This window comes from Pseudomonas sp. BN414, from assembly GCF_029871275.1.
Classification (GTDB): Bacteria; Pseudomonadota; Gammaproteobacteria; order Pseudomonadales; family Pseudomonadaceae; genus Metapseudomonas; species Metapseudomonas resinovorans_C.
This window is the reverse complement of record NZ_SSOL01000040.1, coordinates 120,579-146,819: the sequence shown is the minus strand read 5'-3', so window position 1 is coordinate 146,819 and position 26,241 is coordinate 120,579. Positions and strand designations below refer to the sequence as shown.

The following is a 26,241-nucleotide window of genomic DNA, read 5'->3' as shown; positions in this document are numbered from 1 at the left end:
TCTGCCAACCCCGGCACAAGAATCCGCCCACAGGCTGCGGGCGTCGACTCCGCATCCCCCGAATGCTCATACAACGCCAAGAACAGCGATCGGAGAACCCCATGCAAAAACACGCGACCCACGCGGGCGGCGGCCTGGATATCGACCAGGGCGGCCATTTCGGCTGGTACCGGGCCCTCAGCAAGCAGGAACGACGCACCTTCTGGAGCTGCAAGATAGGCTACGGCCTGGACGGCATGGACACCCAGATGCTCAGCTTCGTCATCCCCACGCTGATCGCCATCTGGGGTATCAGCACCGGTGAAGCCGGCCTCATCCACACCCTTACCCTGCTCGCCTCCGCCGCTGGCGGTTGGGTTGCCGGCATTCTCTCCGACCGCATCGGCCGCGTCCTGACCCTGCAACTGACGGTGCTCTGGTTCGCCTTCTTCACCTTCCTCTGCGGCCTCGCGCAGAGCTACGAACAACTGCTGATCGCCCGCACCCTGATGGGCTTCGGCTTCGGTGGTGAGTGGACCGCCGGCGCGGTACTGATCGGTGAAGTCATCAAGGCCAAGGACCGTGGCAAGGCCGTGGGTCTGGTGCAGTCCGGTTGGGCCCTTGGCTGGGGCATGACCGCCATCCTCTACGCGCTGATGTTCAGCATCCTGCCGCCGGAAGATGCCTGGCGCGCCCTGTTCATGCTGGGCCTGCTGCCGGCGATCTTCGTCATCGTGGTTCGTCGCCTGGTGAAGGAGCCGGAAATCTACAAGGAAGCCCGCAAGCACAACCAGGGCGCCGAGAAGGTCAATTTCTACGAGATCTTCGCCCCCGGCATGCTCAGCATCACCCTGCGCGCATCCTTGCTGACCACTGGCGCCCTGGGTGGCTACTACGCCATCACCTCCTGGCTGCCGACCTTCCTCAAGGCCGAGCGTGGGCTTACCGTACTGGGCACCGGCGGCTACCTGGCCATGGTGATCCTCGGTTCCTACGTGGGCTACGTGATCAGCGCCTTCCTCACCGACCTGATCGGCCGCAAGAAGAACTTCATCCTCTTCGCAGTCGGCTCCTTCGTCGTGGTGCTGCTCTACACCAACCTGACGGTGAGCAACACCGCCATGCTCTGGCTGGGCTTCCCCCTGGGATTCTTCGCCTCAGGCATCTTCAGCGGCATGGGCTCCTTCCTCACAGAGCTGTTCCCCACCCGTATCCGGGGTTCGGGCCAGGGCTTCTGCTACAACATCGGCCGCGCCGTCGCCGCGCTCTTCCCGATGCTGATCGGCATCCTCAGCCAGCACGTCTCGCTGGGCGTGGGCATCGGCAGCTTCGCCGCGGTGTCCTACGGGGTGGTCATCCTCGCCGCCCTCAGCCTGCCGGAAACCCGCGGCAAGCAACTCGAGCTCTAACCCCCTATCCCTTGTCCCGCCTGCTGCCGAGCCCCTGGCCGGCGGCAGGCCTTCGCCTACCTGTAGGACAAACCATGACCAGACTGCTGTTGAACTGCGATATCGGTGAAAGCTTCGGGGCCTGGACCATGGGCCTGGATGCCGACGTGATGCCCCTGATCGACTGCGCCAACATCGCCTGCGGCTTCCACGCCGGCGACCCCGGCACCATGCGCCGCACCATCGCCCTGGCGGTGAAGCACCGGGTGAGCATCGGCGCCCACCCCGGCTACCCGGACCTGGTGGGCTTCGGTCGCCGCTCCCTGGCCTGCTCGCCGGCCGAAGTGGAAGACCTGATGCTCTACCAGATCGGCGCCCTCGACGGCCTCTGCCGTGCCCAGGGCGCCCGTGTCAGCTACGTGAAGCCCCATGGCGCGCTGTACCAGGACATGATGCGCGACCCGGCCATCCTCGCCGCCGTGATGCGCGCCATAGCCGCCTACGACGCACAACTGCCGCTGATGCTCATGAGCACCCGCGACAACAGCGCCGCCCAGGCCATCGGCGACGAGTACGGCGTGACCCTCTGGTTCGAAGCCTTCGCCGACCGCGCCTATGATGGCGACGGTTATCTGGTGTCGCGCAGCCTGCCTGGCGCGGTGCACCACGACCCGGAACAGGTGGTGGCGCAGGCCATCACCCTCGCCCGTGGCGACGCGCTGCGCGCCAGCGATGGCAGCGACCTGCCACTGAAGGCGCACACCCTCTGCGTCCACGGCGACAACCCCGGCTCGATCGCCGCGGTCAAACGCATACGCGAAGCGCTGGAGGCCCAATGAGCACCCCGCAACTGCGCATCGAAGTGGCGTCCATCGACGCCTTCATCCTGCGCCTGTTCGACCGCATCGACGAAGCCAACATGCCCTGGATGCTGGCTGCCGGCACGCGTCTGCGGGAGACCTTCGGCACAGCGCTGATCGACCTGGTGCCGTCCTACACCACCCTGCTGCTGCACTATGACTTGCAGCGGCTGGACCCGCGCCAGGCCCGCGAGCTGATTGCCGGGGCCCTCGCCGACCTCAGCCCGGAAACCCGCGCCAGCGGCCGCCGCCATGTCATTCCCACCTGGTATGACCCGAGCGTCGGACCGGACCTCGAACCCCTGGCCCGACGCAAGCACCTGAGCGTGGCTGAGCTGGTGGAACGACACAGCCAGCGCGAGTACCAGGTGTTCGCCCTCGGTTTCACCCCCGGTTTCGCCTTCATGGGATTGGTGGAGGAAGCGCTCGCCGCGCCGCGCCTGACCACGCCGCGCAAACGTATCGCTCCCGGCAGCGTCGGCATCGCCGAACGGCAGACGGCGGTCTACCCGGTGGAAAGCCCCGGTGGCTGGAACCTCCTGGGACGCACGCCGGTTCGCCTGTTCGACCTGGACCTTCCCGGCTACAGCCTGCTCCAGGCGGGCGACCGGGTGCGCTTCGAGCCCATCGACCGCGCTGAATTCATCCGCCTGGGCGGCGACGACACCCCGCTGGAGACCTTGCCATGAGCCTCGTCATCGACCGCAGCACACCCTTCATCCTCCTCCAGGACCGGGGCCGCTTCGGCTGCCGTCATCTGGGCGTGACCCAGGGCGGTGCGCTGGATTGGGTATCCATGGGCTGGGCCAACTGGCTGCTGGGCAATCCGCTGGACGCGGCGGTGGTGGAAGTCGGCCTGGGCATCTTCAGCCTGACCTGCCAAAGGGACGGCACCCTGGCCATCGCCGGTGCCGACCTGGGTGCCACGCTCGACGGTCAACCGCTCCCCGCCTGGGGTGCCTTCAAGGTGCGCAGCGGCCAGCGCCTGGAGTTCGCCCATCCGCGCCGGGGTGTTCGCGCCTATCTCGCCGCGCCGGGCGGATTCCGTGGTGAACCTCAGCTGGGCAGCGTGTCGACCGTCGCCCGCGAAGAGCTGGGCGGCCTCAACGCGAACGGCAAGGCCCTGGCCATGGGCGACCAGTTGCATTGGCAGGGCGACGCCGTGCAGATGCGCAACATGCCGCGCGCACGGATTCCCGACTTCAGCGCTGATGCCCGTCTGGAACTGATCCTCGGCGCGCAGATCGGCGACTTCTCCGGGCAGAGCCTGTTCGACGCCTTCAATAGCCAGTGGACGGTGGATACCCGCGCCGACCGCATGGGCGTACGCCTACTCGGACCGAAGCTGGAATGCAGGACCCAGTCGATGATTTCCGAAGGCATCGCCCTGGGCGCCGTGCAGGTCCCGCCGGACGGCCAGCCCATCGCCCTGCTCAACGACCGCCAGACCATCGGCGGTTACCCCCGCCTCGGCGCCCTCACCCCGATGGCCGTGGCGCGCCTGGCGCAATGCCTGCCCGGCGCCGCGTTGCAGTTCGTACCGACGGTGCAGGAAACGGCGCATCAGGAACACCGCAAGGCATTGGCAGGATGGTGGAGCTGAGCGCTCCTCTTGTGGGGGCGACTTCAGTCGCGAAGGCGGCCCGAAGGGTCGTCAACCTCACCATCAGCCGTCAAAGGGTTTACCATTGCGCCCTTTCCCCTCCACTGGCTGCCTCCATGACCGACCCCATCCGCCTGTCCAAATGCGTCATCGAACTCACCGGCTGCTCCCGCCGGGAGGCCGAGCTTTATATCGAGGGTGGCTGGGTCACCGTCGATGGCGAGGTGGTGGAGCAGCCGCAATTCAAGGTCGAGGGCCAGACCGTCGCCCTGCTCCCCGGCGCCACGCCCGAGCCGCAGGACCCGGTGACCCTGCTGCTGAATCAGCCTGCCGGCCTCTCCTTCGAAGCCGCCCAACGCGAGCTCACCCCGGAAAGTCGCTGGCCGGAAGACCGCGCCAACCTGCGCCTGCTGCGCAGCCACTTCGCCCGCCTGACCACCACCCTACCGCTGCAACCGGGCGCCAGTGGCCTGCTGGTGCTGACCCAGGACTGGCGCGCCCTGCGTAAGCTCAACGAAGACGCCAGCAAGCTGGAGCAGGAATATGTGGTGGAGGTGTCCGGCAGCATGGTCGACAACGGCCTGGACAAGCTCAAGCGCGGCGTCCGCATCAAAGGCGGCGAATTGCCCCCGGTGAAGGCCAGCTGGCAGAACGAAACCCACCTGCGCTTCGCGCTGAAGAACCCGAAACAGGGACTGATTGCGGCCTATTGCACCGCCGTTGGCCTGAAGGTGGTCGGCATGAAGCGCATCCGAATCGGCGGCGTGCCCATGGGCAAGGTGCCGGTCGGCCAGTGGCGCTACCTGGGGCAAGCCGAGAAGTTCTGAGGCACAGCCACAGTCTGCAGGTACGAACTCATTCGTGACTCGTAGGATGGTGTAGAGCGAAGCGAAACCCATCACCGCAATCGATGGGTTTCGCAGGCTCTACCCATCCTACGCTGCTTCCTGCAGGGGCGATTTCATTCGCCTGGCGATTGAAATCGCGCCTACAACGATTTCACCCCTGCATCCCCCTCGAACGCTTCCGGAAACTCTTCCCGCAAAACAGCCGCGATCCATTCGCTGAACCACTCCACATCCGCCGACACCGGCCCCGGCGGGGTCAGCAGCTGGTAGCTCTCCAGCGGCACATCCACGTCGACGGCTTTCACCAGCAAGCCATTCTCCAGCTCACGACGCACCAGCACCTCATTGGCCAGGGCAATGCCACGGCCGCCCTCGGCCAGTGACAACACGTAGTCGTTGCTGACGTAGAGCACGTCTGCACTCACTTGCACTTCGACGCCGACGCGGGCGAACCAGAGATTCCACCATTCGCTGTCGTAATGGATGAGGTCGTGGCGGGCCACGTCTGTGGCGTTTTCGATCGGTCCGATACGGGCCAGGTATTCCGGTGAGCACACGGGGAACACCCTTGGCTGCATCAGGATTGTTCGGGCGCCGCTGTAGTCCCCCGGCATGCCATAGACGATGCCCAGGTCAGCGCTCTTGCCGTCGACCTCGGTGAAAGTGGAATTGGGCTCGATGACGATCTTCAGCCCCGGCCGCATACGGCTCACCGCTTCCAGCTTGGGCGTCAGCCAGCGCTTGGCGAATGCGGGCACGGCGAGGATCTTCAACCAGCGCACGGCGCCCTTCTTCGCCACCTCGTCACCGGCATCGGCGATCTGCCCCAAGGCGGCGCTGATGCGCGCGTAGTACTGCCGCCCGGCCGGCGTGAGCTCGACGCCACGCGGGGTGCGGTCGAACAGCTGCACGCCGAGCCATTCCTCCAGCAACTTCACATGGCGGCCGATGGCGGGCTGGGTCACATGCAGGGCCTTGGAAGCGGCGACATAGCTGCCCAGCTGGGCGGCAGCCTCGAAGGCGCGCACGGCATTGAGGGGTGGCAAACGGCGAATGGGCATGGACGCGAGGGTACCTGGTAGCTGTTAGTTTTTTTAATAGCACATGTAAGAAAATTGAGCTTTATAGCCCGCATCCCCTGCCAGATGATCGATCCCGAGGCACGAAGAACAACAACCTCGCCCGATCAACTCCCTGTTGCCCCGGCACTGCCGGGACTGCCTAGAACAACAATCGATAGCCCGAGGCCCGGGAACGTCCGTCAGCATACGCGGCCGCCCGAACCACGGGGAACAGGAGAAGTAGTGATGAATGCTGTGCATGTCCCGTTGCCTGCGGCGGCGGTCTCGGTTCGTTCGGTACGCAAGGTGTACGGCGACCCGCAGAACGGGCCGGTCGCCCTGAAGAGCGTCGATCTCGATATCCGCGACAACGAGTTCTTCACCCTCCTCGGCCCTTCCGGCTGCGGCAAGACCACCCTGCTGCGGATGATCGCCGGATTCGAGTTTCCCAGCGCCGGGGAAATCCTCCTCTACGGCGAGAACATCGCCGACCTGCCGCCCTTCCAGCGGCCGGTCAACACCGTGTTCCAGCACTACGCACTCTTCCCCCACATGACCATCGCCGAGAACCTCGCGTTTGGCCTGGAGTCCCACCCGATGGGCAAGCGGATGAGCCGCGCCCAGGTGGCCGAACGGGTCCGCGAGATGCTCGCGATGGTGCAGATGGAACGCTTCGGCGAGCGCCGTCCCAGCCAGCTCTCCGGTGGCCAGCAACAGCGCGTGGCCCTCGCCCGAGCCCTGGCGCCGCATCCCAAGGTCCTGCTGCTGGACGAACCGCTCTCGGCCCTCGACCTCAAGCTGCGCCAGGCCATGCGCGAGGAACTGAAGAGCATCCAGGCGCGCACCGGCATCACCTTCATCTTCGTCACCCACGACCAGGAAGAAGCGCTGGCGATGTCCGACCGCATCGCCGTGCTCTCCGAAGGCCAGGTGCAGCAGGTCGGACGCCCCGACGAAATCTACGAACAACCGCGCAACCGCTTCGTGGCGGACTTCATCGGCGAGACCAATTTCATCGAGGCGCGGCTGCTGCAGGAAGACGGCACCCAGGCGATCTACCAGGGGCCGGGCGGCAAGCCGTTCCGCGCCGTCGCCCGTGAAGGCGTCAAGCCGGGCCAGGATGTCTGCCTGTCGATTCGCCCGGAACGCCTGCACCTGGTGGAACCGGCCCAGGGCGGCGCCATTCCCTGCCGCGTCGACAACCAGGTCTACCTCGGCACCGACCTGCACTACCACGTCAGCCTCGGTGATGGCAGTCGCCTGACCGTGCGCACGCCAAACCGTGGTGGCCAGGGCCAGCGTTTCCGCCCCGGCGAAGCCGCCGCCCTGCTGCTCGACCCGGACAGCGCCAGCGTGCTGCTGGATTGAACCCGTCACCTGCCAACGGTCAACTGCCATGAACCCGACATCCCTTGCGCCCGGCGCCCTGCTTGCGCGCCGCCAGGCCATGCAGAGCTTCCTCGGCGTGTCACCCGCGCTGGTCGCCATCTGCCTGTTCCTGATCCTGCCGATCCTGATCGTGGTCGCCTACTCACTGCTGGAGGCCAACCCCTACGGCGGCGTCAACCGCGTACTCAGCACCGAGTCTTACCTGTCGCTGCTGTTCGAGCGCCAACTGGACGACAGCCTGGCCTTCGCCGATTCGTACCTGGTGATCGCCCTGCGCTCGATTGGCATCGCCGCCGCCACCACCCTCATCACCCTGCTGGTGGGCTTCCCGGTGGCGGTCTGGCTGTCGATGCAGCCGCCCCATCGCCGTGGTTTGCTGATCTTCCTGATCACCGTGCCCTTCTGGGCCAACCTGCTGATCCGCACCTACGCCTGGATTCTGCTGCTGCGCGGCAGTGGCGTGATCAACACCAGCCTGATGGCCCTGGGGCTGATCGATCAGCCGCTGGAGCTGCTCTACACCGACGGCGCAGTGCTGCTGGGACTGGTCTACACCTATGCGCCTTTCGTGGTGCTGCCCATCTACGCCTGCCTGGAGAAGATGGACATGCGCCTGCTGGAGGCTGCCCAGGACCTCTATGCCGGCCGCGTACGCACCCTGCGCAAGGTGGTCCTGCCCATTGCCAAGCCCGGCATCCTCGCCGGCGCGATCCTCACCTTCGTGCCTTGCCTCGGTGCCATGATCGCCCCGGAATTGCTGGGCGGCGGGACGAAGATGATGCTCGGCAACCTGATCTTCCGGCAGTTCAGCGACGCCCGTAACTGGCCCTTCGGCGCAGCCCTGTCGCTGGTGCTGATGGCCGCGGTGATGCTGGTCCTTACCGTCTATGCGCTGCGTGCCGAACGCCAGCGTGCCGCTCGTGGAGGTGTCTGATGTTGCGCCTGTTAGGCAAGGCCCGCCTGGGCGTGCAGGACTTCCCCGGTTTCGGTGGATTCAGCTTCCTGTTCTACCTCTACCTCTACGCGCCGATCCTGGTGCTGGTGATCTTCTCCTTCAATGCCAACCAGTCGGCCACCATCTGGACCGGTTTCAGCCTCGACTGGTACCGCGCCGCCTTCGCCAACCAGGCATTGCGCCAGGCTGCCGGCAACAGCCTGCTGATCGCCGTATGCGCCAGCCTGGCGGCCACCGCCATCGCCACCCTGGCGGCACTGGGCACCTCGCGCGGCGCGAAGTTCAAGGGCATGCGCCTGTCCATCGGCGCCATCATGCTGCCGCTGGTCTTGCCGGAAATCGTGGTCGGCGTCGCCACCCTGGCGCTGTTCTCCACCCTTGGCCTGTCGCTGGGCTACGGCAACCTGATCATTGCCCACACGGTGTTCTGCATCCCCTTCGCGTACCTGCCGATCCGTGCCCGTCTCGACGACATGGACCTGTCCCTGGAACAGGCCGCCGCCGACCTCTACGCCGGCCAGTGGCGGACCTTCCGCAAGGTCACCCTGCCCCTGCTGATGCCGGGGATCGTCTCGGGGCTGATGCTGGCCTTCATCGTCTCGCTGGATAACTTCGTGATCTCGATGATGGTCTCCCAGGCAGGCACCACCACGCTGCCGATCTTTATCTTCGGCCTGCTGCGAATGGGCGTGACGCCCGATGTGAACGCTGTTTCCACCTTGATCCTCGGGGTCTCCGTGCTGTTCGTGACCCTGTCCTACCTGCTCGGCAAGAAGAAACACTGAACCGGAGAGCCAACCCATGAATGCAGTGATGAAAACCCTCGGCGCCGGCCTGGCGCTAGGCCTGAGCCTGTCCGCCCAGGCCGATGGTCAACTCAACGTGGTGAGCTGGAGCGGCTACTTCTCGCCGCAGCTCCTCGAGAAGTTCCAGAAGGAAACCGGCATCAAGGTCACGGTGGATTCCTACGACTCCAACGAAACCCTGCTGGCCAAGCTCAAGCAGGGCGGTACCGGCTACGACGTGGCCATCCCCTCCCACCAGTTCATCCCGATCCTGGTGCAGGAGAACCTGCTGGAGCGCTTCGATCCGGCGCAGCAGCCCTATTACGCCGGCATCGTCGACAACCTGAAGAAGCCGACCTGGGACCCGGAAGGCGCCTACTCGGTGCCCTTCATCTGGGGCACCACGAGCGTCGTGGTGGACACCGGTACCTACAAGGGCCCGACTGATAGCCTGGCGTTGCTGTTCCAGCCGCCGGCCGAGTTGCAGGGCAAGATCAACATGTTCGACTCGGCCAGCGAAGTGATCGACGCTGCCAGCGTCTACCTGGATATCCCCCTCTGCAGCGAGGACCCCAAGCAGATGCAGCAGGTGTTGAACCTGCTGAAGGCACAGAAGCCCTTCGTGAAGACCTACAGCTCCAAGGCCGGCTCCATCCGGGAGAACCTGGCCTCGGGTGAAATCGACATGTCGCTGTTCTGGGGCGGCTCGTCCATGCGCGCCCGTGAAATGAAGCCGAGCCTGCGCTACCTCTACCCGAAGGAAGGCGTGATGGCCTGGGTGGACAACCTGGTGATTCCCAAGGGCGCACGCAACCCGGATAGCGCGAAGCGCTTCATCGCCTTCCTCAGCCAGCCGGAAAACGCCGCTCTGACGCAGAACTTCCTCAAGCACCAGAGCCCGGTCAAGGGCGTGGAACCGTACCTGGACGCCAGCCTGAAGGACGCCCCGGAACTGCACATCCCCGACGGTACCAAGGTGCTCTTCAGCAAGACCTGTGGCGAAGGCGCCATCCGCTTGGCCGACCGCGTCTGGACCAACCTGATGCGCTGACCCGCCCGGCCCCGTCCAGCCGGACGGGGCTTCCCGCAACTCGCCGTTTGCCCAAGGCAGAACCATGAGCAAGAACGAACCCATCAGTGAGCTGGTGCAACTGCCGGCCCACCAGCTTTCCCTGCACATCCGTCAGCGCCAGGTGTCCTGCCGCGAAGTGATGCAGGACTACCTGGCCCATATCGAGCGTTTCAATCCGCAGGTGAACGCCCTGGTCAGCCTGCAACCGACTGAACGCCTACTGGCCGAAGCAGACCAGCGCGACGCGGAACTCGCTCGCGGCGACTACAAGGGCTGGATGCACGGCCTGCCCCATGCGGTGAAGGACCTGTCGCTCACCCAGGGCATCCGCACCACCCTCGGCTCGCCGCTGTACCGCGACTACATTCCCGAGCGCGACGGCATCATGGTCGAGCGTCTGAAAGCTGCCGGCGCCATCATCATCGGCAAGAGCAACACGCCGGAATTCGGCCTCGGCTCACAGACCTACAACCCGCTGTTCGGTGCCACCGGCTGCGCCTACGACCCGAGCCGCACCGCGGGCGGCAGCAGCGGCGGCGCGGCGGCGGCCCTGGCCATGCGCCTGGTGCCAGTGGCCGACGGCAGCGACATGATGGGCTCGCTGCGCAACCCGGCGGCCTTCAACAACATCATCGGTTTCCGCCCCTCCCAGGGACGGGTGCCGTTCGACGACGCCGCCGACCTGTTCTTCGACCAACTCGGCTACGAAGGCCCCATGGGTCGCAACACCCGTGACGTCGCCCTGCTCCTGTCGGTGCAGGCCGGCGGCGACGCGCGCGCCCCGCTGTCCATCGCGGAAGGTGGCCAGGACTTCGCTGGCGCCCTGCAACGGGACTTCAAGGGAGCCCGCCTCGGCTGGCTGGGCGACTTCGACGGCTACCTGCCCATGGAACGCGGCGTACTCGAGCTGTGCCGCACGGCCTTCAAGGACTTCGAATCCGTTGGTTGCAGCATCGACGATGCCCGCCCCGAGTACGCCATGGCCCAGCTCTGGGACACCTGGCGCACCCTGCGGCATTGGCAGGTGGCCAGCTCGCTGGGCGGACACTATGCCGACCCGGCCAGACGTGAGCTGCTCAAACCGGAAGCGATCTGGGAGGTGGAGAACGGCCTCGGGCTCTCGGCCATGGACGTGTCCCGCGCCTCGGCGGCACGCACCGACTGGTACCGCGCCATCTGCCAGCTATTTGAACGCTACGACTATCTGTTGCTGCCCAGCGCCCAGGTGTTCCCGTTCGACAAGACCCAGCACTGGCCGAAGGAAATCGCCGGCCGGGCCATGGACACCTACCACCGCTGGATGGAAGTGGTGATCCCCGCCACCCTCTCCGGCTGCCCGGTGGCCAACGTGCCGGTGGGCTTCGACCGCCGTGGCCTGCCCATGGGTATGCAGATCATCGGCCCGCCCCGGGCGGACCTGGCCGTGCTGCAACTCGCCCATGCCTATGAGCAGGCCAGCGCCTGGACGCGGCATGTGCCGGGATGTCTGGTGGTTTGAATCTGCTGCTTTTCGTGGGGGCGATTTCAATCGCTATGCAGCCCGAAGGGATGCCCGACCTGCCTTGGGGAGGCTGCGCCTCCCTTCGCGAATGAATTCGCCCCCACAGGAAAAGCAAAAGGAATCGCGGTTACAGCTGCACCCGCGCCTGCGATCCCTGGCCATTACGGCTGTCCTGCCTGGACGACTGTCCAGACGCGGCGGTCCGCTCGGCGGGATTGGCGCTCAGGCGCTGGAACTCGAATACCGGGATCTTCACCGGTTTGGTCTTCGCGAGTTCGGTGCCCGGGCCACGGCCGGAGTACTGGCCGTAGACCCCCAGCATGAAGACGCCAATCACCAGGAAGATGGCGACGCGCTCGACCACCCTGGGGTTCTTGCCTGAAGGCTGGTGCAGGACCTGCAGCTTCGGCGAATGGGATTGATGCTTCATCAGTCTTCCAGGACCCGGTCCATCAGTTCCAGGCCCAGCCGCTGGGTACTGGACACATCCTTCAGCTCACGCTGGCTGATGCCGGCCACCTTGGTTCGCGGTATCGCAAGATGCTGGTTGCGCAGGGTGATGGAGTAACTCCCATCGGGCTCCCACAAGCATTCGAACTGAAACGTGACGCTCATCTTGTTCAAGGTGTCCTCAACCTGGCGAAGCATCAAATTATTCATTCTCAGTCCTCCCCACCAATCGAGTGGCCGGACTGGAAAACCTAGCAGGGAAACTCACGACGTAAATGTCTTCGGTCGGTTTTTCATCGGAAAGCATCTCTCGTCCCGATGACACTCCCGTTGCAGAGCCCTTGCTGACAAACGGTCCTTGAAACCTCGGCCAGCCGGTACGTCACTTGCCATAAGGCACGATTGAGGCGGCAGGCATGCCCAACGACCCGCTCGCACCCGGATTCGGCGTCGAGGAAACCTTCTTTCTGGTGGACAAGCGCAGCCGCAATCTGCCGTCGCAGCTTCCCGCCGGCTTCCTGCAGGCAGCCCGGAACACCTTCAAGGACGGTTTCAGCCAGGAGATGTTCCAGAGTCTGGTGCGGCTGGACATGGTCCAGCCCAGCCTGCTGGAGATTTCCGAAGCGCGCGCCTACCTGCTGGAACGCCGCACCCGTCTCGCCAGCCTTGCCGGGGAGTACCAGCTGGCGCCCATCTGCGTCGGCTCCCATCCCTTCGCCGACTGGCACGTGCAGGTGCCGACCGACGACTCGCACTACCAGCCACTCTTCGAAGACCAGCGGATGATCGCCCACCGCAGCCTGGTCGGCGGCATGCGCGTGCATGTGCTGATACCGCCGGACACCGACCGCATCAAGGTGATGAACCGGGTGCTCGGCTGGCTCCCCCTGTTACTGGCGCTGAGCACATCTTCCCCCCTGTGGAACGGCCGACCGACCGGCCTTATGAGCTATCGCCAGGCGGTCTGCGCCGAGTGGCCGCACAGGGGCATTCCCGAGCACTTTCCGGACGAGTCGGCCTTCGATGCGTACGTGCAGTGGCTGATGGCCGCGGGGTCCATACGCCGCGAGAGCGACCTCGCCTGGTGCGTACGCCCATCACCGCGCTTCTCCAGCCTGGAATTCCTGGCGGCCGATGGCTGCCCCTCGGTGGAGGATGCGCTGTGCATCGTTGCCCTGTTCCGCGCACTGGTGAGCTGGGCGATGACCCAGGAGGATGGCGACCCGCAGGACTCTCAGCTGCAACGCCTGGTACTGAAGGAAAACCACTGGCGCGCCATGCGCTTCGGTATCCACGGCATGTACCTGGACGCCTCGGGCGAGGCGAGCCTCTCGGCCGGTGCCTGGCTGGCGAGGGCCCATGGTTGCTTTGGTGAACTCGCCGAGTCCGAGGGAGATGGCCAGGCGTTCGTGCGTGGCCGGCATGTGCTGCGCTATGGCAGCAGCGCCGACCGGCAGTTGCATCGTTACCGCGAGGCCCTCCAGGCCGGCCTGCCCCGCCAGCAGGCGCTGGTGGCGGTCGTCGACGAACTCATCGCGGAAACCTGTGGGGGTTGAGCCCGGCCGGCGCGCGGGAAGCGATCAGCCGACCGGGCTAATCTTCAGCACGCAGGAAAAGCTCTGGGTGCGGCCATCCCAGATGTAGCGAAAATGTGGCCCCTGCACCGGTAGCGTCAGCGCCGGCGGACGGAACGCCGCCACGCATTCATGACCCCGCAGGCGCACGCTGTTGTACAGCAATCCCCACTTACCCTCGTTCCGGTGCAGTCCCGCGAAGACCTGGCTGGTGGCATAGCTCACCGGATCGGGATCGTGCAGCTCCGCGCGATCGCGCACGTCGAGCATCGGCTGAATCACCTTGTTGACGTAGGCGCGCAGGGTGACCTCGATGCTTTCCTCCTGGGTGGCACGCCAGAAGCGCTCCTGGTGGTAGCGGGTTTCGGCGATGGCGGCGTCGATCGAACTGGCGCAGTAGTAAACGCCGAAGCTGCCATCGGTAAAGCGGCTGCTGCGGCCGATATGGGTGAACACCGCCATCACCACCGTGGAGCCATTGCCGCTGACCCGGTCCTCGGGAGCAACGCGGGAAATCTCCCCCACCTGGTCACGCAGGCGGTCATTGGTCATGGCTTCGATGGCGTAGGCCAGATCGAGGTCAGCGGGATCGAGGGTGTCCTCGAATACCGATATGGGCGGGAAGGCGCTGTTGACCAGCCGATAGGCCTTGTTCCAGTCAGGAATCCGTTCCACCAGCAACTCCTGGGTCATCAGCCACGCACTCCATCGAGGTAACGGCGCACATCGGCCACATCCACCACCTGGCCGCCGAGCATGTACTCCAGCGCGCTCCGGCCATTGAAGGGTGCGGCGCTGTTGAGCTTGTGCACCCACTCATAGGCACGCGCTTCCTGGTTGCTGAAAAGGATGCGCAGGGACTTGTGGATACCCATCAGGTAGGAGATGCGCTCCAGCGTGTCGTGGGGCAGGCGCACACTGGGCAGCTTCTTGTAGCTGAAGTAGGTGGTGTTGCCGATGGAGCCCAGTAGCGTGCGCTGCTGTTCCTTGCTGCAACCCCACTTGTCCATCAGGTTGAAGAAGAACTTCAGGGCCACGCGGCCGGCTTCGCCGCTCTGGAGGTCCGGAATGACATGGCTGGCGGGAATGCTCATGGCGTCTCCTGGGAGAATTGCTATGGTTTCACTCTACTCCCGATCCGAATTATTTCAAGCATTGAGTTCTGATACGTATCAATTTCCGACCGTGAATTGCAGGCCCGCGCCGATCAATGGAAAAAAACGCCAAGGTAACGGAGCGCTTTCGACCTAGGCCCTGATGCACACGCTGGCTAGAGTGCCCGGGCACGCCATTCGCGAGGGCCAACGCCATGCTCGATGTCACTACCGCCCGCCCCTCCCGCTACCTGGAAAACCGTCACCTGGCATTGGCCCTGTTCGCCGAGCAGGGCTACGGCCAGGTGAGCATGCGCGACCTGGCGGCGCACCTCGGCATCAAGGCCGGGTCCATCTACCACCATGTGGAAAGCAAGGAAGCGCTGCTCTTCGAGTTCATCGAGGAGCTCTACGAACAGCTGCTGGACAACGCCGCCCTGGCCCGCCGCCACACCGATCCGGCCACGCGACTGTCCACGTTGATTGATGGCCACCTGGCCTTGCATGAGGCGATGGGCCCGCATTTCCGCCTGGCTGAGCTGGAGTGCCGCTGCCTCTCCGGCGAGCGACTCGAACAACTGCGCGAACTGCGCCAGGCCTACGAGCTGGCCCTGCTGGAGCCATTGCAGCAACTGGCGGGGCAGCCGCTGGATAGCGCCGGGCGCGGCGCTGTGGCGAGCATCGTATCCCTCCTTAACCAACTACCCGCCTGGCTGGATGCCAGCGGCCTGCCGGGTGAGCAAGGACGCGAACTGATGACACGGATGATCCTGGGGACAGTGCGCGGGGCGTTGCGCTTGCCCTGAAATCGCCCGGTGATCCAGAAGCCAATACCCCCCTAAGGTCCTGCAGAGCCCCCTTCGGGCCTTGGCTGTTGCCAGAATTCGACCGTCGGTCCAGGAGTCTTGTAGGAGCTAGCTTGCTAGCGAAAAAAAAGCCATTCGCTGGCAAGCCAGCTCCTACGGGCGATGCAGCTGCAATGCCAATGAATTCGTCAACGAACACGCCCAATCACACCCCATCGAAACACCCCGTTACACCTCCCCTGGCGGATTCGCCGTTCTCATCCGTCCTTTCCAGACAAGCCCTGAAATTTCGGATTCCCCCATGCGTTCCTTCGCCACCCTCCTCCATCGCTGGGCCGGATTGGCCACGGCCACTTTCCTGTTCATCACCGGCCTGACCGGCGCGATCATCTCCTGGGACCACGAGCTGGATGACCTGCTCAACCCGCACCTGACCCAGGTCAGCAGCCAGGGCCCGGCCCTCGACCCGCTGGAGCTGGCGCGCCAGGTCGAGGCCCGTGATCCGCGCGCGGTGGTTACCTATGTGCCGTTGGCAGCGGAGCCCGGAGGGTCTCTGGACCTGGGTGTGACCGGCCGGGTCGATCCGTCCACCGGCAAGCCCTTCGAGCTGGGCTACAACCAGGTCTTCGTCGACCCGATCACCGGCGCCGAGCTGGGCAAGCGCGACTGGGGCGCCGTGTGGCCGGTGACCCGCGAAAACCTCGTGTCCTTCCTCTACGTGCTGCACTACAGCTTGCACATCCCCGAATTCTGGGGCATCGACCACTGGGGCCTGTGGCTGCTGGGAATCGTCGCCATCGTCTGGACGCTGGACTGCTTCGTCGGCTTCTACCTCACCCTGCCCGCGCGGCGCCGCCAGGCAGCGGCCAAGGCCGCCAAAGCTGCCGGCGGCGCCTCCTGGTGGCAGCGCTGGAAGCCGGCCTGGAAAGTGCGTTGGAGCGGCGGTTCCTACAAGCTCAACTTCGACCTGCACCGCGCATTCAGCCTGTGGACCTGGGTCTTGCTGCTGGTCCTGGCCTTCACCGCCTTCTCCCTGAACCTGTACCGGGAAGTCTTCTTCCCGATGATGCAGCTGGTCACCGAAGTCACCCCCGGTCCCTTCGACAAGCGCGAGGAAACCCCGGAAGACCAGCCCATCGAGCCGCGCCTGGGCTTCGCCGAAGCCATCACCACCGCCAAGGCGGAAGCCGCGCGCCGTGGCTGGGAAGAACCTGCGGGCAGCGTGTTCTACGCGCGCCACTATGGCATCTACGGCGTCAGCTTCTACCACCCCGGCGGTGACCACGGTGATGCTGGCGTAGGCCCGGCGGCGCTCTACTTCGACGGCCAGGACGGCAGCCTGCTGGGCGACAGCCAGCCCTGGAAAGGCACCGCCGGCGACATCTTCGTCCAGGCCCAGTTGCCCCTGCATTCCGGACGCATCCTTGGCCTGCCGGGACGCATCCTGATCTCCGCCATGGGCGTGGTGATCGCCATGCTCTCGGTCACCGGCGTGATCATCTGGTGGCGCAAGCGCGCCGCCCGCGAGCGTTCCTTGCAGAACAAGGCACAACGCCAGGCGGATGCCACCGACGGCGAAATCCTGCCCTCCAGTTGATCCCCGTCCCCCTTCAGGCCGGCTTGTTCCGGCCGGCCTGATTGCCTACCGCAAAAACTCTTCGCGAATTCGTTCCGGTTTTTCCTGCCTCGTTCGGTGCGAATACCGCTTCGCTGTCATCGAATCAGCTTCCTGAAACCATCTTTTCGCTGCCATTGCCTATCGTTTAAGAACCAGCAGCAGAGATGACGCGATGTACGAGCCCATAAACGCAGTGGTGATCATGGGTGTTGCCGGTAGCGGGAAGTCTGCCGTGGCCCGGGCGCTGGAGGTGCGCAGCGGGGCGCGGTTGATCGAGGGGGATGCCTTCCACCCCGACCGCAACATCCAGAAGATGAGCGCCGGCCAACCCTTGACCGACAAGGACCGCGCCAGCTGGCTGCATGCGCTCGAGAAACAGCTGAAGCAGACCTACCGTGCTGGCGAACATCCCATCCTCACCTGTTCCGCCTTGAAGCGTGCCTACCGCGATGGTCTGCGCCATGCCGTGCCTGGCCTGGCGTTCGCTTACCTGCAACTCTCCCCCACTGCCGCAGCCGAGCGGATGGCGCAGCGCCAGGGACACTTCATGCCGTCGAGCTTGCTGGACAGCCAGTTCGCCGATCTGGAAGAACCGTTGGATGAGCCTCTTACCCTGGTGCTCGACGGCACCCTGTCGGTGGGCGACCTGGCCAGCGCCATCCACCAGTGGTGGCAGCATCATGCGCCGGCCTGAAGCCATCCGGGCGCATACCCTGTGGGGGCGATTTCAATCGCTGAGCGGACCGAAGGTTCGCCATGTGGCCCTCAAGGGGGCAGCTTCGCCGCCCATAGCGAATGAATTCGCCCCCACAAAGAGCAAAATCCCGTTCCAGGCACAAACCCTGTAGGGGCGATTTCAATCGCCAAGCGGACCGAAGGTTCGCCCTGTGAGCCTCAGGGGCAGCTTCGCCGCCCTTGGCGAATGAATTCGCCCCCACAAGGCAAGGCAGTCCCGCCTCCACCTGAAGCCAATCCGCCATCATCCAGTCTTCACGCAAAAGCGCTTAGAATTCCGCGCTTTGTCGTGGTTACAGGGATCGATCCAATGCTGTCTGCCATGAAACGCGCCCTGGCGCGTTACTTCCCGCGAACCACCGAGTACCTGCGCGCCGAGCGTGAAGCGGCTGACCAGCTGCGCAAACCCACGCCTCGGGCGAAGAAATCCGCCAGCACCGGCAAGACCAAGGCGGCCGGAACCAAGAAGCCCGCCGCCGGCGATGGCCCCGCGAAAGCCGACAAGCCAGTCGACGAAGGCATCTACGCCGGCACCCGGATGAAAGTGACCGACGCGCAGGTGGAAGCCATGCGCGAACGCGTCGGCCAAGCCGTGGCTGCGGGGGTGGTCAGCCCACCGTCCGATGAGCAGTGGGCGATGGTTCTCGGCCGCGCCCCGCTCACCCGCATCTTCGCCGGTGCAGGTTCCGGCAAGTCCACCACCCTGGTGCTGCGGGTGGTGTTCATGCTCTGCCACATGGGTGTGGCGCCGGAGCGGCTCACCGTCATTTCCTTCACCAACGCCTCCTGTGCCCAGCTCCGCGAGCAACTCCTGAAGGTCCTGGCCTTCTGGCAGTTCCCCTTCGACGCCGCCCAGGCACGCCAGTGCGTGCGCACTTTCCACTCGGCCATGGGCACCCTGGCCAAGGAACTGCTGGGCAACCCGCGCTGGTTTGAACAACTGGACGAGGCCGGGAGCGGCGAACTGGACAACCCGCTGCTCGCCGGTCGCTTGCGCCCTGCCCAGCAGCGCCTGCTACAGCAGGCCTACCAGGATTGCTACGCGGCAAATGCGGACTTCCGTGAGCGGGTGCACAGCCTGCTGGGCTTGCCGCCCCTGCCCACCCCGGTTGAAGGCCAGTCTCAGCAGATACCGAAGGCGCCGCTGGACGGCTTCAAGCTGGCCGGCGAGTTCACCCCGCTGCCGCTGTTCGAGGCCTTCTATATGCAGGCCGGGTTCATGGAAAGCATCGGTATCCGCCTCGACCGCTTGAAGCCCCGCGCCTTAGGCTGCTCGGCTCGGGAGCGCGCCTTCGTCGAAGCGCTGGTGCAGTTCTGGAAGCACTTCGAGGCCGTGCTGCAACAGCAAGGGCTGATGACCTTCAACGCCGCCTTCCAGCGCCTGGGCGAAGTGCTCACCAAGGGCAACGGCTTGCCCGGCGAGGCCCTCGCTCCCTTCAGCCATCTGCTGATCGACGAATTCCAGGACATCTCGCCGCAGATCGTCCAGTGGCTGCAGGCACTGCATCGTGCCCTGTCGCGCCAAGGCGAAGCGGTGAGCCTGATGGCCATTGGCGACGACTGGCAGTCCATCTACGGCTGGCGTGGCAGCTCGCCGGAGCTGTTCATGGACTTCGACCGGCACTTCCCCAGCAAGGGCAAGACGAAGAAGAGCACCGTGCTGACGCTGGAAACCAACTACCGCTCCATCGAGCCGATCCTGCGGGACGGCGAGGCGGTGCTGGAGGGTGTGGCCTTCAAGCAGGCCAAGGGCAGCAAGGCTTTCAAGGCCGTGCAGCCCGGCGATCATGGTGTGAAGCTGGAATCGCGCTTCGACCTCAAGTTGCGGTTGCCCGAACTGGTAAAGGAAATCGAGGCCCAGTGCGCTCATGTGGCCGGCCGCGCGAATGCCGACCGCAATCCGGTGCTGCTGCTCTCCCGGCGCAACGAGCCGCTCCGGCAGATCCAGGCGCAGCTCGATTCGGCGCTGCCGGTGCGCGCCTACAGCATCCACCGCGCCAAGGGCTTGCAGGCGGAAGTGGCGATCATCGTCGACGACTGCAACCCGCCGGAGAAACACCCGCTGCGCAATGCGCTCTATGCCCACTCCGGTTTCTTCCGCAACAGCTACGACCAGGCCATGCAGGACGAAAGCCTGCGACTGGCCTATGTAGCCATCACGCGGGGTGTGAGCCGGGTGATCTGGTACACGAACAAGGTGCAGGGGGCGGTCGAGGTGTTGGCGCGGAGGGGGTAAACGACTGCAACTTCCGATCCGGCCTGACACTACCCTCACCCCCCGCCCCTCTCCCAAAGGGAGAAGGGTGACTCGCGCCGGGGAGGCACTGGCCATCCTGAAGCCAATCGGTAGTGGCCAGTTCAGTCGCGAAGGCGGGCCAGTGGCCCGCCTTTTTTTTCGCACCCACTATCAGGAAGGTTGTTGCTCAAGCCTGCCGCTGGGGGCGGCGGTCTTCTTTTCCAGCTTGGCGTAGACGAGCCAGGTCAGCAGCACGCCGCACGCCAGTACGGCGGAGAGGAAGTACAGGCCGGATGCCAGGCTGCCGGTGTACTCCTTGAGCGCGCCGATGCCGAACGGGCCGATATAGCCACCCAGGTTGCCGAACGAGTTGATCAGCGCGATGCCTGCCGCCGCGCTAGCGCCGGTGAGGAAGCGGCCCGGCAATACCCAGAAGATCGCGGTGGTCGAGAACAGGCTGAAAGCGGTCATGCTCAGCGCTGCCAGTTGCAGTACCGGCGACGTCAGCCAGGCACTGAAGAACAGGCCCAGGGCGCCCAGGATGTAGAGCACGATGAGGTGGCCGTAGCGGTCGTTGAGACGGTCCGAGCTGCGCGGCACCACCAGCAGCCCGATCACCCCGAACAGGTAAGGCACCGAGGTGATGAAGCCGGTGGCCAGGTCGCTCCCGCTGAACTGGTGCACCAGGGTCGGTAGCCACAGGCCCAGGCCATAGATGCTCAGGGTGCCCGGCAGGTACAGCAGCGCCAGGAGCAGCACGCGGCGGTCGGTCAGGGCGCGCAGCGGGTTCTGGTGTTCGGTCTGGCCGTACTCCCGGCGGTCCTTTTCCAGCTCCGTGCTCAGCCACTGGCGGTCAGCCTCGGTCAGCCAGCGGGCGTCCTTCGGCGTGTCGGGGAGGTACTTCAGGGTCGGCCAGGCCAGCAGGATGGCGGGAATTCCGATCAGGATGAACAGCCACTGCCAGCCGGTCAGACCACCCAGGCCATTGAGACCGAGCAAAGCGCCCGACAAGGGTCCGGTGACCATCAGGGCAATGGGCTGGGAGAGGATGAACAGGCCCAGCACCTTGCCGCGATTACGCACCGGGTACCAGCGGGTGATGTAGTACAGCACGCCCGGGAAGAAGCCCGCCTCCGCGGCGCCCAGCAGGAAGCGCATGAGGTAGAAGCTGTGGGCGCCCTGCACCAGCGACATGCCCACGGTGATCGCACCCCAAGTGATCAGGATGCGCGCGAACCAGCGTCGGGCGCCGTAGCGCTCCAGCAGCAGGTTGCTGGGGACTTCGAAGATGAAATAGCCGATGAAGAACAGCCCCGCGCCAAAGCCGTAGGCCATGTCGCTGATGCCGAGGTCGGCGTTCATGTGCAGCTTGGCGAAGCCCACGGCGGAGCGATCGATGTAGGCGACGAGGTAAAGCAGGATCAGGAAGGGAATCAACCTGAGCGTGAGCGTACGAATGATCCGTGCTTCCGGATTCATGGCGGGTCTCCAGCTTGTCTTGTTTTTATGGGTCGGTTGCCTCGTCCGGCGGGCCCATGGCAGATGCCCGTCTCGTCCAAGTGAAGGAGACAATATAGTAATACTTTTTATCGAGCAACGATTTCAAAACAGCTTTTCATCAGGTAGATTCGGCAGCGTCTCCACGAAATAGTCATACAATAAGAGTGACTGCGCCATGACTGAGAAAAAACCCACGCTCCGCTCCGCCCAATGGTTTGGCACTGCCGACAAGAACGGCTTCATGTACCGCAGCTGGATGAAGAACCAGGGCATCCCGGATCACGAATTCCAGGGCAAGCCTATCATCGGCATCTGCAATACCTGGTCTGAGCTGACGCCCTGCAACGCCCACTTCCGCAAGATCGCCGAACACGTGAAAAAAGGCGTGCTGGAAGCCGGCGGCTACCCGGTGGAGTTCCCGGTGTTCTCCAGTGGCGAGTCCAATCTACGCCCCACCGCCATGCTCACTCGCAACCTGGCCAGCATGGACGTGGAAGAAGCCATTCGCGGCAACCCGGTGGACGCCGTGGTGCTGCTGACCGGCTGCGACAAGACCACGCCGGCGCTGTTGATGGGCGCAGCCAGCTGCGATGTGCCGGCCATCGTCGTCACCGGTGGGCCGATGCTCAACGGCAAGCACAAGGGCAAGGACATCGGCGCCGGCACCATCGTCTGGCAGATGCACGAGGCCTATAAGGCCGGTGAGATCGACCTCAACGAATTCCTCTCCGCCGAGGCCGGCATGTCCCGCTCGGCGGGTACCTGCAACACCATGGGCACCGCGTCCACCATGGCCTGCATGGCCGAGGCACTGGGCACTTCCCTGCCGCACAACGCCGCCATCCCGGCAGTGGACGCGCGCCGCTACGTGCTGGCGCATCTGTCGGGCATGCGTATCGTCGAGATGGTTGCCGAAGACCTGCGTCTGTCGAAGATCCTCACCCGCGAGGCCTTCGAGAACGCCATTCGTGTGAACGCTGCCATTGGTGGTTCCACCAATGCGGTGATCCACCTGAAGGCCATCGCCGGCCGCATCGGCGTCGAGCTGGACCTGGAAGACTGGACGCGCGTCGGCAAGGGCACCCCGACCATCGTCGACCTGCAGCCTTCCGGCCGTTTCCTGATGGAAGAGTTCTATTACGCAGGCGGTTTGCCGGCGGTGGTTCGTCGTCTCGGCGAAGCCAACCTGCTGCCCAACCCCGAGGCGCTCACCGCAAACGGCAAGAGCCTCTGGAGCAACTGCCAGGCGGCCCCCCAGTACAATGATGAAGTGATCCGCCCGCTGGACAAGCCCCTGGTGGCCGACGGCGGCCTGTGCATCCTGCGCGGCAACCTGGCGCCCCGAGGCGCGGTGCTCAAGCCCTCCGCCGCCAGCCCGGAATTGATGCAGCACCGTGGCCGCGCCGTGGTGTTCGAGAACTTCGACGACTACAAGGCGCGCATCGCCGATCCGGAGCTGGATGTCGACGAAACCTGCGTACTGGTCCTGAAGAACGCCGGGCCCAAGGGTTATCCGGGCATGGCCGAGGTGGGCAACATGGGCCTCCCGCCCAAGGTGCTGGCCAAGGGTGTCACCGACATGGTGCGGATTTCCGATGCGCGGATGAGTGGCACCGCCTATGGCACCGTGGTGCTGCACGTAGCGCCGGAAGCGGCCGCCGGCGGCCCCCTGGCTGCGGTACGCAATGGCGACTACATCGAACTGGACTGCGCCAGTGGCCGCCTGCACCTGGACATCAGCGACGAGGAGCTTGCCGGCCGCCTGGCCGACCTGCGGCCTGATACCAGCGCGAACATTTTCAGCAGCGGCTATGCGCGGCTGTATGTGGACCACGTGCTGCAGGCCGACCAGGGCTGCGACTTCGACTTCCTCGTGGGCTGCCGGGGCGCGGCCGTGCCGCGCCATTCCCACTGAGAGCAGGGGCGCCGTTCTGGCGCCCCATCTCCCCTCGCCGTTATGATGCGCCGCATCATTTCCCAGCCGCGCGTCTCAGATGGACTACCAGACCCCCAAACCCCGCAAGAGCATGCACGCCCGCATCGTCCAGGAACTGGGCATGCACATTGTTTCCGGCCGCTTCAAATCCGAGGAGAAACTGCCTCTGGAGGCCACGCTCTGCGAGGAATACAAGGTCAGCCGACCGGTGCTGCGGGAAGCGACCCGTGTGCTCAGCGCCAAGGGGCTGGTCTATTCGAAACCGCGCGTCGGCACCGTGGTGCGCCCGCGCAACGAATGGCACCTGCTGGACCCGGACGTCCTCTACTGGCTGGTGCAGAGCACACCGCAGAGCGAGTTCTTCAACACCTTGGTGGCGGTGCGACGCATCCTCGAACCGGAAATCGCCGCCCTTGCCGCCACCACGGCCACCGATGACGACATCGCAGCCATCGAAGACGCCTACCGGCGCATGGAAGCCGCCCAGACCCGCGAGCAGCTGCTGCAGCCGGACCTGGATTTCCACCGCGCCATCGCCGAAGCCACTCACAACGACCTGCTCGCCTACATGTGCAACATGCTGTCGTTACCGCTCCGCGAGTCGATCACCGTCACCAATCTGCGCCCGAACATCCAGCAACTCGCCCTGCCCCGCCACAAGGCCATCCTCACCGCGATCAAGAATCGCGACGCCCTCGGCGCCCGCCACGCGTCGCTGGTGCAGCTCGATGACACCCGCGTGGCACTGGACACGGTGATGAACGAGCTGACGCCGCTCTAGAAAGTCGCTGGCTGCAGCCGAACCGCCAACGTCACCTCCAGGCCGTCCTCCGTATTCGCGAATTCCAGCGTGCAACCGCAGCGCTCGGCGATGGCCTGGACGATGGACAAGCCCAGGCCACTGCCGCCGCTGTCGGCGCTGCGCCAGAAACGCTGGCCCATGCGCGCCAGCTTTTCCGCCGGCAGGCCGGGGCCCCGGTCACGCACGCTGAAGCACACCTGGTCGCCGTGCCGCTCAAGGGCCAGCTTCACCTGCGCATCGCTGTGGCGCAGGGCGTTCTCCAGCAGGTTGCGCAGGGCCGCCACCGCCAGCGCGATGGGAATATCCAACGGTGCGGCAGGCAAGTCATCCGGCAGCTCCAGCTCGATGCGTTCCCGTCCCCCCGGCCCGGCGTCCTCGATGGCCAGCCTGGCCGCTTCGGCAGCGGTGCACTGCAGGCCATCCTCGAAATCCAGACTGCCCTCCACCCGCGCCAGCAGCAGCAACTGCTCCAGGGTCCGCTGCAGGCGGTCGGCGCCAGCTTCGGCGTTGGCCAGCGCCTGATCGACGGCGGCGCCCTGGGTCATGCGGGCCACTTGCAGGTGGGTCTTGATCGCCGTAAGGGGGCTGCGCAGCTCATGGGCCGCATCTCCGGTGAACCGCCGCTCGCGTTCCAGTGCCTGGGCGATGCGCTGGAACAGCTGGTTCTGGGTTTCCACCAGGGGCTGCAGTTCGCCGGGCAAGGTGCCTACTTGCAAGGGTTGAAGGGAGTCCGCGCTGCGCCGGGTGAGCGCTTCGCGGATGCGCTGCAGCGGCGCCAACCCGCGTCCGAGGCCAAGCCAGAGCAGGCCCAGGCTGCCCAGCAGGGCCACCACCATCGGCACCGCAGCCGCCAACAGCACCGAGCGCCCGAGGGTCGCGCGCTCGTCCAGCCGGTCGGCCGTTGTGACGCGCAGTTCGCCGTGCAACAGGGTGAAACTGCGCCAGGGCACGCCGTCGATCATCTGGTCATGAAAGCCCGCGCGCTCCGCGTCCAACTGCTGGCCCGGTGCCGCGTGACTGCGGGCCAGCACTTCGCCGCGCAGGGAGCTGACCTGGCAAGCCATGCCATTGGGAATGCCCAGCCGCTCGGCGCTGATGGGCTTGCGCGTGCCATCGCTGGCCACGGGTTGCGGCAACTGTTCGAGCAGGCCGGCGACCATCCGCGCGGACGCCCCCAGCCGCTCGTCCAGCGAGCGCATCATCTCGTTGCGCAAGTCGAAGAGCATCCAGGTCGCCGCCAGGGTCCAGAGCACCACAAAGGCGGAACCCAGCATCAGGGTCAGGCGCAGGCGCAGGCTCATGGCGTCGTCTCCCGTCCGCTGTCGCCGCTGGCCGGGCCCAGCCGATAGCCCAGGCCGCGCACGGTCTCGACGATGCCGCTGCCGAGCTTGCGGCGCAGGTGATGGATATGCACGTTCAGGGCATTGCTCTCCACATCCTCGGCAAAGCCGTAGACCGCGTCCTTGAGTTGATCGGCACTGAGCACGCGACCCGGGTTGTTCAGCAGCGCCTGCAACAGCGCCAACTCGCGCCGCGAAAGTTCCACGGGGCGACCCTCCAGCCGCGCTTCGCAACTGCTCGGGTCATAGCAAAGCGGGCCGTGTTCGATGAGGTTCACGCGGCGCCCGGACACGCGACGCATCAGCGTGTGCAGGCGCGCGGCCAGTTCGCGCAGGTCGAAGGGTTTGAGCAGGTAATCGTCGGCACCGGCCTGCAGGCCGATCACCCGATCGCTCACCGCATCTCGTGCAGTGAGGACCAGCACCGGCAGTTCGAGCCCGCGCTGACGCAGGCGCCGCAGCAGGTCGATGCCGTCTTCGTCGGGCAGGCCGAGATCGAGGATGAGCACATCGAAGCGCGCCGCGCGCAGCATCGCTTCGGCGCTGGCCGCCGTGGCGGCGTGGTCGACGGTCAGGCCCTGGGCCAGGATGCCGGCAACGATGCCGCTGGCGATCAGGGCGTCGTCTTCGGCGAGGAGCACATGCATGGAGTCGCGTCCGCTGAAATGGAGTCGATGGTGGACCTTACCGATTAAGGCGACATTAATGC

The 26,241-nt window shown here is 65.3% G+C and carries 25 protein-coding genes; 17 read left to right on the top strand and 8 right to left on the bottom strand.

Annotated elements, in window-relative coordinates; genetic code table 11:
* Positions 1–101 precede the first annotated feature (101 nt).
* The 5 genes from E8E95_RS07055 to E8E95_RS07035 all read left to right on the top strand — a co-directional run bounded on the left by E8E95_RS07055 (position 102) and on the right by E8E95_RS07035 (position 4,657).
* Positions 102–1,388, top strand: coding sequence for an MFS transporter (locus E8E95_RS07055; protein ID WP_280349177.1), 1,287 nt, complete (start codon positions 102–104; stop codon positions 1,386–1,388).
* Positions 1,389–1,462: 74 nt separating this feature from the next.
* A complete protein-coding gene (locus E8E95_RS07050) occupies positions 1,463–2,206 on the top strand; it encodes a 5-oxoprolinase subunit PxpA (protein WP_280349176.1) in 744 nt (247 codons plus the stop codon).
* Entirely contained in the window at positions 2,203–2,916 is a 714-nt protein-coding gene (locus E8E95_RS07045; protein WP_280349175.1) for an allophanate hydrolase subunit 1, read from the top strand. The genes E8E95_RS07050 and E8E95_RS07045 overlap by 4 nt, the downstream gene beginning before the upstream one ends.
* Positions 2,913–3,830, top strand: a complete 918-nt coding sequence (locus tag E8E95_RS07040; RefSeq protein WP_280349174.1) for a biotin-dependent carboxyltransferase family protein — start codon at positions 2,913–2,915, stop codon at positions 3,828–3,830. The genes E8E95_RS07045 and E8E95_RS07040 overlap by 4 nt, the downstream gene beginning before the upstream one ends.
* 116 nt (positions 3,831–3,946) lie before the next feature.
* The gene (locus tag E8E95_RS07035; RefSeq protein ID WP_280349173.1) at positions 3,947–4,657 is read left to right on the top strand and encodes an rRNA pseudouridine synthase; all 711 of its coding nucleotides are present in this window, start codon (positions 3,947–3,949) and stop codon (positions 4,655–4,657) included.
* Positions 4,658–4,818: 161 nt separating this feature from the next.
* Here E8E95_RS07035 and E8E95_RS07030 read toward each other — a convergent pair whose 3' ends face one another.
* Positions 4,819–5,739, bottom strand: coding sequence for a LysR substrate-binding domain-containing protein (locus tag E8E95_RS07030; protein ID WP_280349172.1), 921 nt, complete (start codon positions 5,737–5,739; stop codon positions 4,819–4,821).
* A 246-nt stretch (positions 5,740–5,985) separates the two neighbouring features.
* Here E8E95_RS07030 and E8E95_RS07025 point away from each other — a divergent pair, with 246 nt between their 5' ends.
* From E8E95_RS07025 to E8E95_RS07005, 5 genes are all read left to right on the top strand, one after another.
* Entirely contained in the window at positions 5,986–7,107 is a 1,122-nt protein-coding gene (locus tag E8E95_RS07025) for an ABC transporter ATP-binding protein (RefSeq protein WP_280349171.1), read from the top strand.
* A 28-nt stretch (positions 7,108–7,135) separates the two neighbouring features.
* A complete protein-coding gene (locus tag E8E95_RS07020; RefSeq protein WP_280349170.1) occupies positions 7,136–8,062 on the top strand; it encodes an ABC transporter permease in 927 nt (308 codons plus the stop codon).
* A complete protein-coding gene (locus tag E8E95_RS07015; RefSeq protein WP_280349279.1) occupies positions 8,059–8,868 on the top strand; it encodes an ABC transporter permease in 810 nt (269 codons plus the stop codon). The genes E8E95_RS07020 and E8E95_RS07015 overlap by 4 nt, the downstream gene beginning before the upstream one ends.
* A 16-nt stretch (positions 8,869–8,884) precedes the next feature.
* The gene (locus tag E8E95_RS07010) at positions 8,885–9,919 is read left to right on the top strand and encodes an extracellular solute-binding protein (RefSeq protein ID WP_280349169.1); all 1,035 of its coding nucleotides are present in this window, start codon (positions 8,885–8,887) and stop codon (positions 9,917–9,919) included.
* Positions 9,920–9,983: 64 nt separating this feature from the next.
* The gene (locus E8E95_RS07005) at positions 9,984–11,438 is read left to right on the top strand and encodes an amidase (protein ID WP_280349168.1); all 1,455 of its coding nucleotides are present in this window, start codon (positions 9,984–9,986) and stop codon (positions 11,436–11,438) included.
* A 130-nt stretch (positions 11,439–11,568) separates the two neighbouring features.
* On the opposite strand, the gene E8E95_RS07000 is transcribed toward E8E95_RS07005, so the two are convergent.
* Positions 11,569–11,871 (bottom strand): hypothetical protein, encoded by a 303-nt coding sequence (locus E8E95_RS07000; RefSeq protein ID WP_280349167.1) that lies wholly within the window; start codon positions 11,869–11,871, stop codon positions 11,569–11,571.
* Positions 11,871–12,101 (bottom strand): hypothetical protein, encoded by a 231-nt coding sequence (locus tag E8E95_RS06995; protein ID WP_256873336.1) that lies wholly within the window; start codon positions 12,099–12,101, stop codon positions 11,871–11,873. Before E8E95_RS06995 ends, E8E95_RS07000 begins: the two co-directional genes overlap by 1 nt.
* 206 nt (positions 12,102–12,307) lie before the next feature.
* Between E8E95_RS06995 and E8E95_RS06990 the strand changes: the two genes are divergently transcribed.
* Positions 12,308–13,447, top strand: coding sequence for a carboxylate-amine ligase (locus tag E8E95_RS06990; RefSeq protein ID WP_280349166.1), 1,140 nt, complete (start codon positions 12,308–12,310; stop codon positions 13,445–13,447).
* A 24-nt stretch (positions 13,448–13,471) separates the two neighbouring features.
* Here the strand turns inward: E8E95_RS06990 and E8E95_RS06985 are convergent, their stop codons facing one another.
* Both E8E95_RS06985 and E8E95_RS06980 read right to left on the bottom strand, forming a co-directional pair.
* Positions 13,472–14,158: an RES family NAD+ phosphorylase gene (locus tag E8E95_RS06985; RefSeq protein ID WP_280349165.1), complete on the bottom strand. Its 687-nt coding sequence runs from the start codon at positions 14,156–14,158 to the stop codon at positions 13,472–13,474.
* On the bottom strand, positions 14,158–14,559 hold the full coding sequence (locus E8E95_RS06980) for an MbcA/ParS/Xre antitoxin family protein (protein ID WP_280349164.1): 402 nt from the start codon (positions 14,557–14,559) through the stop codon (positions 14,158–14,160). The genes E8E95_RS06985 and E8E95_RS06980 overlap by 1 nt, the downstream gene beginning before the upstream one ends.
* 215 nt (positions 14,560–14,774) lie before the next feature.
* Here E8E95_RS06980 and E8E95_RS06975 point away from each other — a divergent pair, with 215 nt between their 5' ends.
* From E8E95_RS06975 to E8E95_RS06960, 4 genes are all read left to right on the top strand, one after another.
* Positions 14,775–15,365, top strand: a complete 591-nt coding sequence (locus E8E95_RS06975; RefSeq protein WP_280349163.1) for a TetR/AcrR family transcriptional regulator — start codon at positions 14,775–14,777, stop codon at positions 15,363–15,365.
* Between the two features lie 301 nt (positions 15,366–15,666).
* Positions 15,667–16,962: a PepSY-associated TM helix domain-containing protein gene (locus tag E8E95_RS06970; RefSeq protein WP_280349162.1), complete on the top strand. Its 1,296-nt coding sequence runs from the start codon at positions 15,667–15,669 to the stop codon at positions 16,960–16,962.
* A gap of 193 nt (positions 16,963–17,155) precedes the next feature.
* A complete protein-coding gene (locus E8E95_RS06965; protein ID WP_280349161.1) occupies positions 17,156–17,677 on the top strand; it encodes a gluconokinase in 522 nt (173 codons plus the stop codon).
* A 351-nt stretch (positions 17,678–18,028) separates the two neighbouring features.
* Complete coding sequence (locus tag E8E95_RS06960) at positions 18,029–19,954, top strand: DEAD/DEAH box helicase (RefSeq protein ID WP_280349160.1); 1,926 nt, start codon at positions 18,029–18,031, stop codon at positions 19,952–19,954.
* Between the two features lie 171 nt (positions 19,955–20,125).
* On the opposite strand, the gene E8E95_RS06955 is transcribed toward E8E95_RS06960, so the two are convergent.
* Positions 20,126–21,433, bottom strand: coding sequence for an MFS transporter (locus E8E95_RS06955; protein WP_280349159.1), 1,308 nt, complete (start codon positions 21,431–21,433; stop codon positions 20,126–20,128).
* 196 nt (positions 21,434–21,629) lie between these two features.
* Between E8E95_RS06955 and E8E95_RS06950 the strand changes: the two genes are divergently transcribed.
* On the top strand, positions 21,630–23,369 hold the full coding sequence (locus E8E95_RS06950) for an IlvD/Edd family dehydratase (RefSeq protein ID WP_280349158.1): 1,740 nt from the start codon (positions 21,630–21,632) through the stop codon (positions 23,367–23,369).
* Positions 23,370–23,448: 79 nt separating this feature from the next.
* Positions 23,449–24,171 (top strand): FadR/GntR family transcriptional regulator, encoded by a 723-nt coding sequence (locus E8E95_RS06945; RefSeq protein ID WP_280349157.1) that lies wholly within the window; start codon positions 23,449–23,451, stop codon positions 24,169–24,171.
* On the opposite strand, the gene E8E95_RS06940 is transcribed toward E8E95_RS06945, so the two are convergent.
* On the bottom strand, positions 24,168–25,493 hold the full coding sequence (locus E8E95_RS06940; RefSeq protein ID WP_280349156.1) for a sensor histidine kinase: 1,326 nt from the start codon (positions 25,491–25,493) through the stop codon (positions 24,168–24,170). The two genes, E8E95_RS06945 and E8E95_RS06940, sit on opposite strands and share 4 nt — an antisense overlap.
* The gene (locus E8E95_RS06935; RefSeq protein WP_280349155.1) at positions 25,490–26,179 is read right to left on the bottom strand and encodes a response regulator; all 690 of its coding nucleotides are present in this window, start codon (positions 26,177–26,179) and stop codon (positions 25,490–25,492) included. Before E8E95_RS06935 ends, E8E95_RS06940 begins: the two co-directional genes overlap by 4 nt.
* Positions 26,180–26,241: the final 62 nt, after the last annotated feature.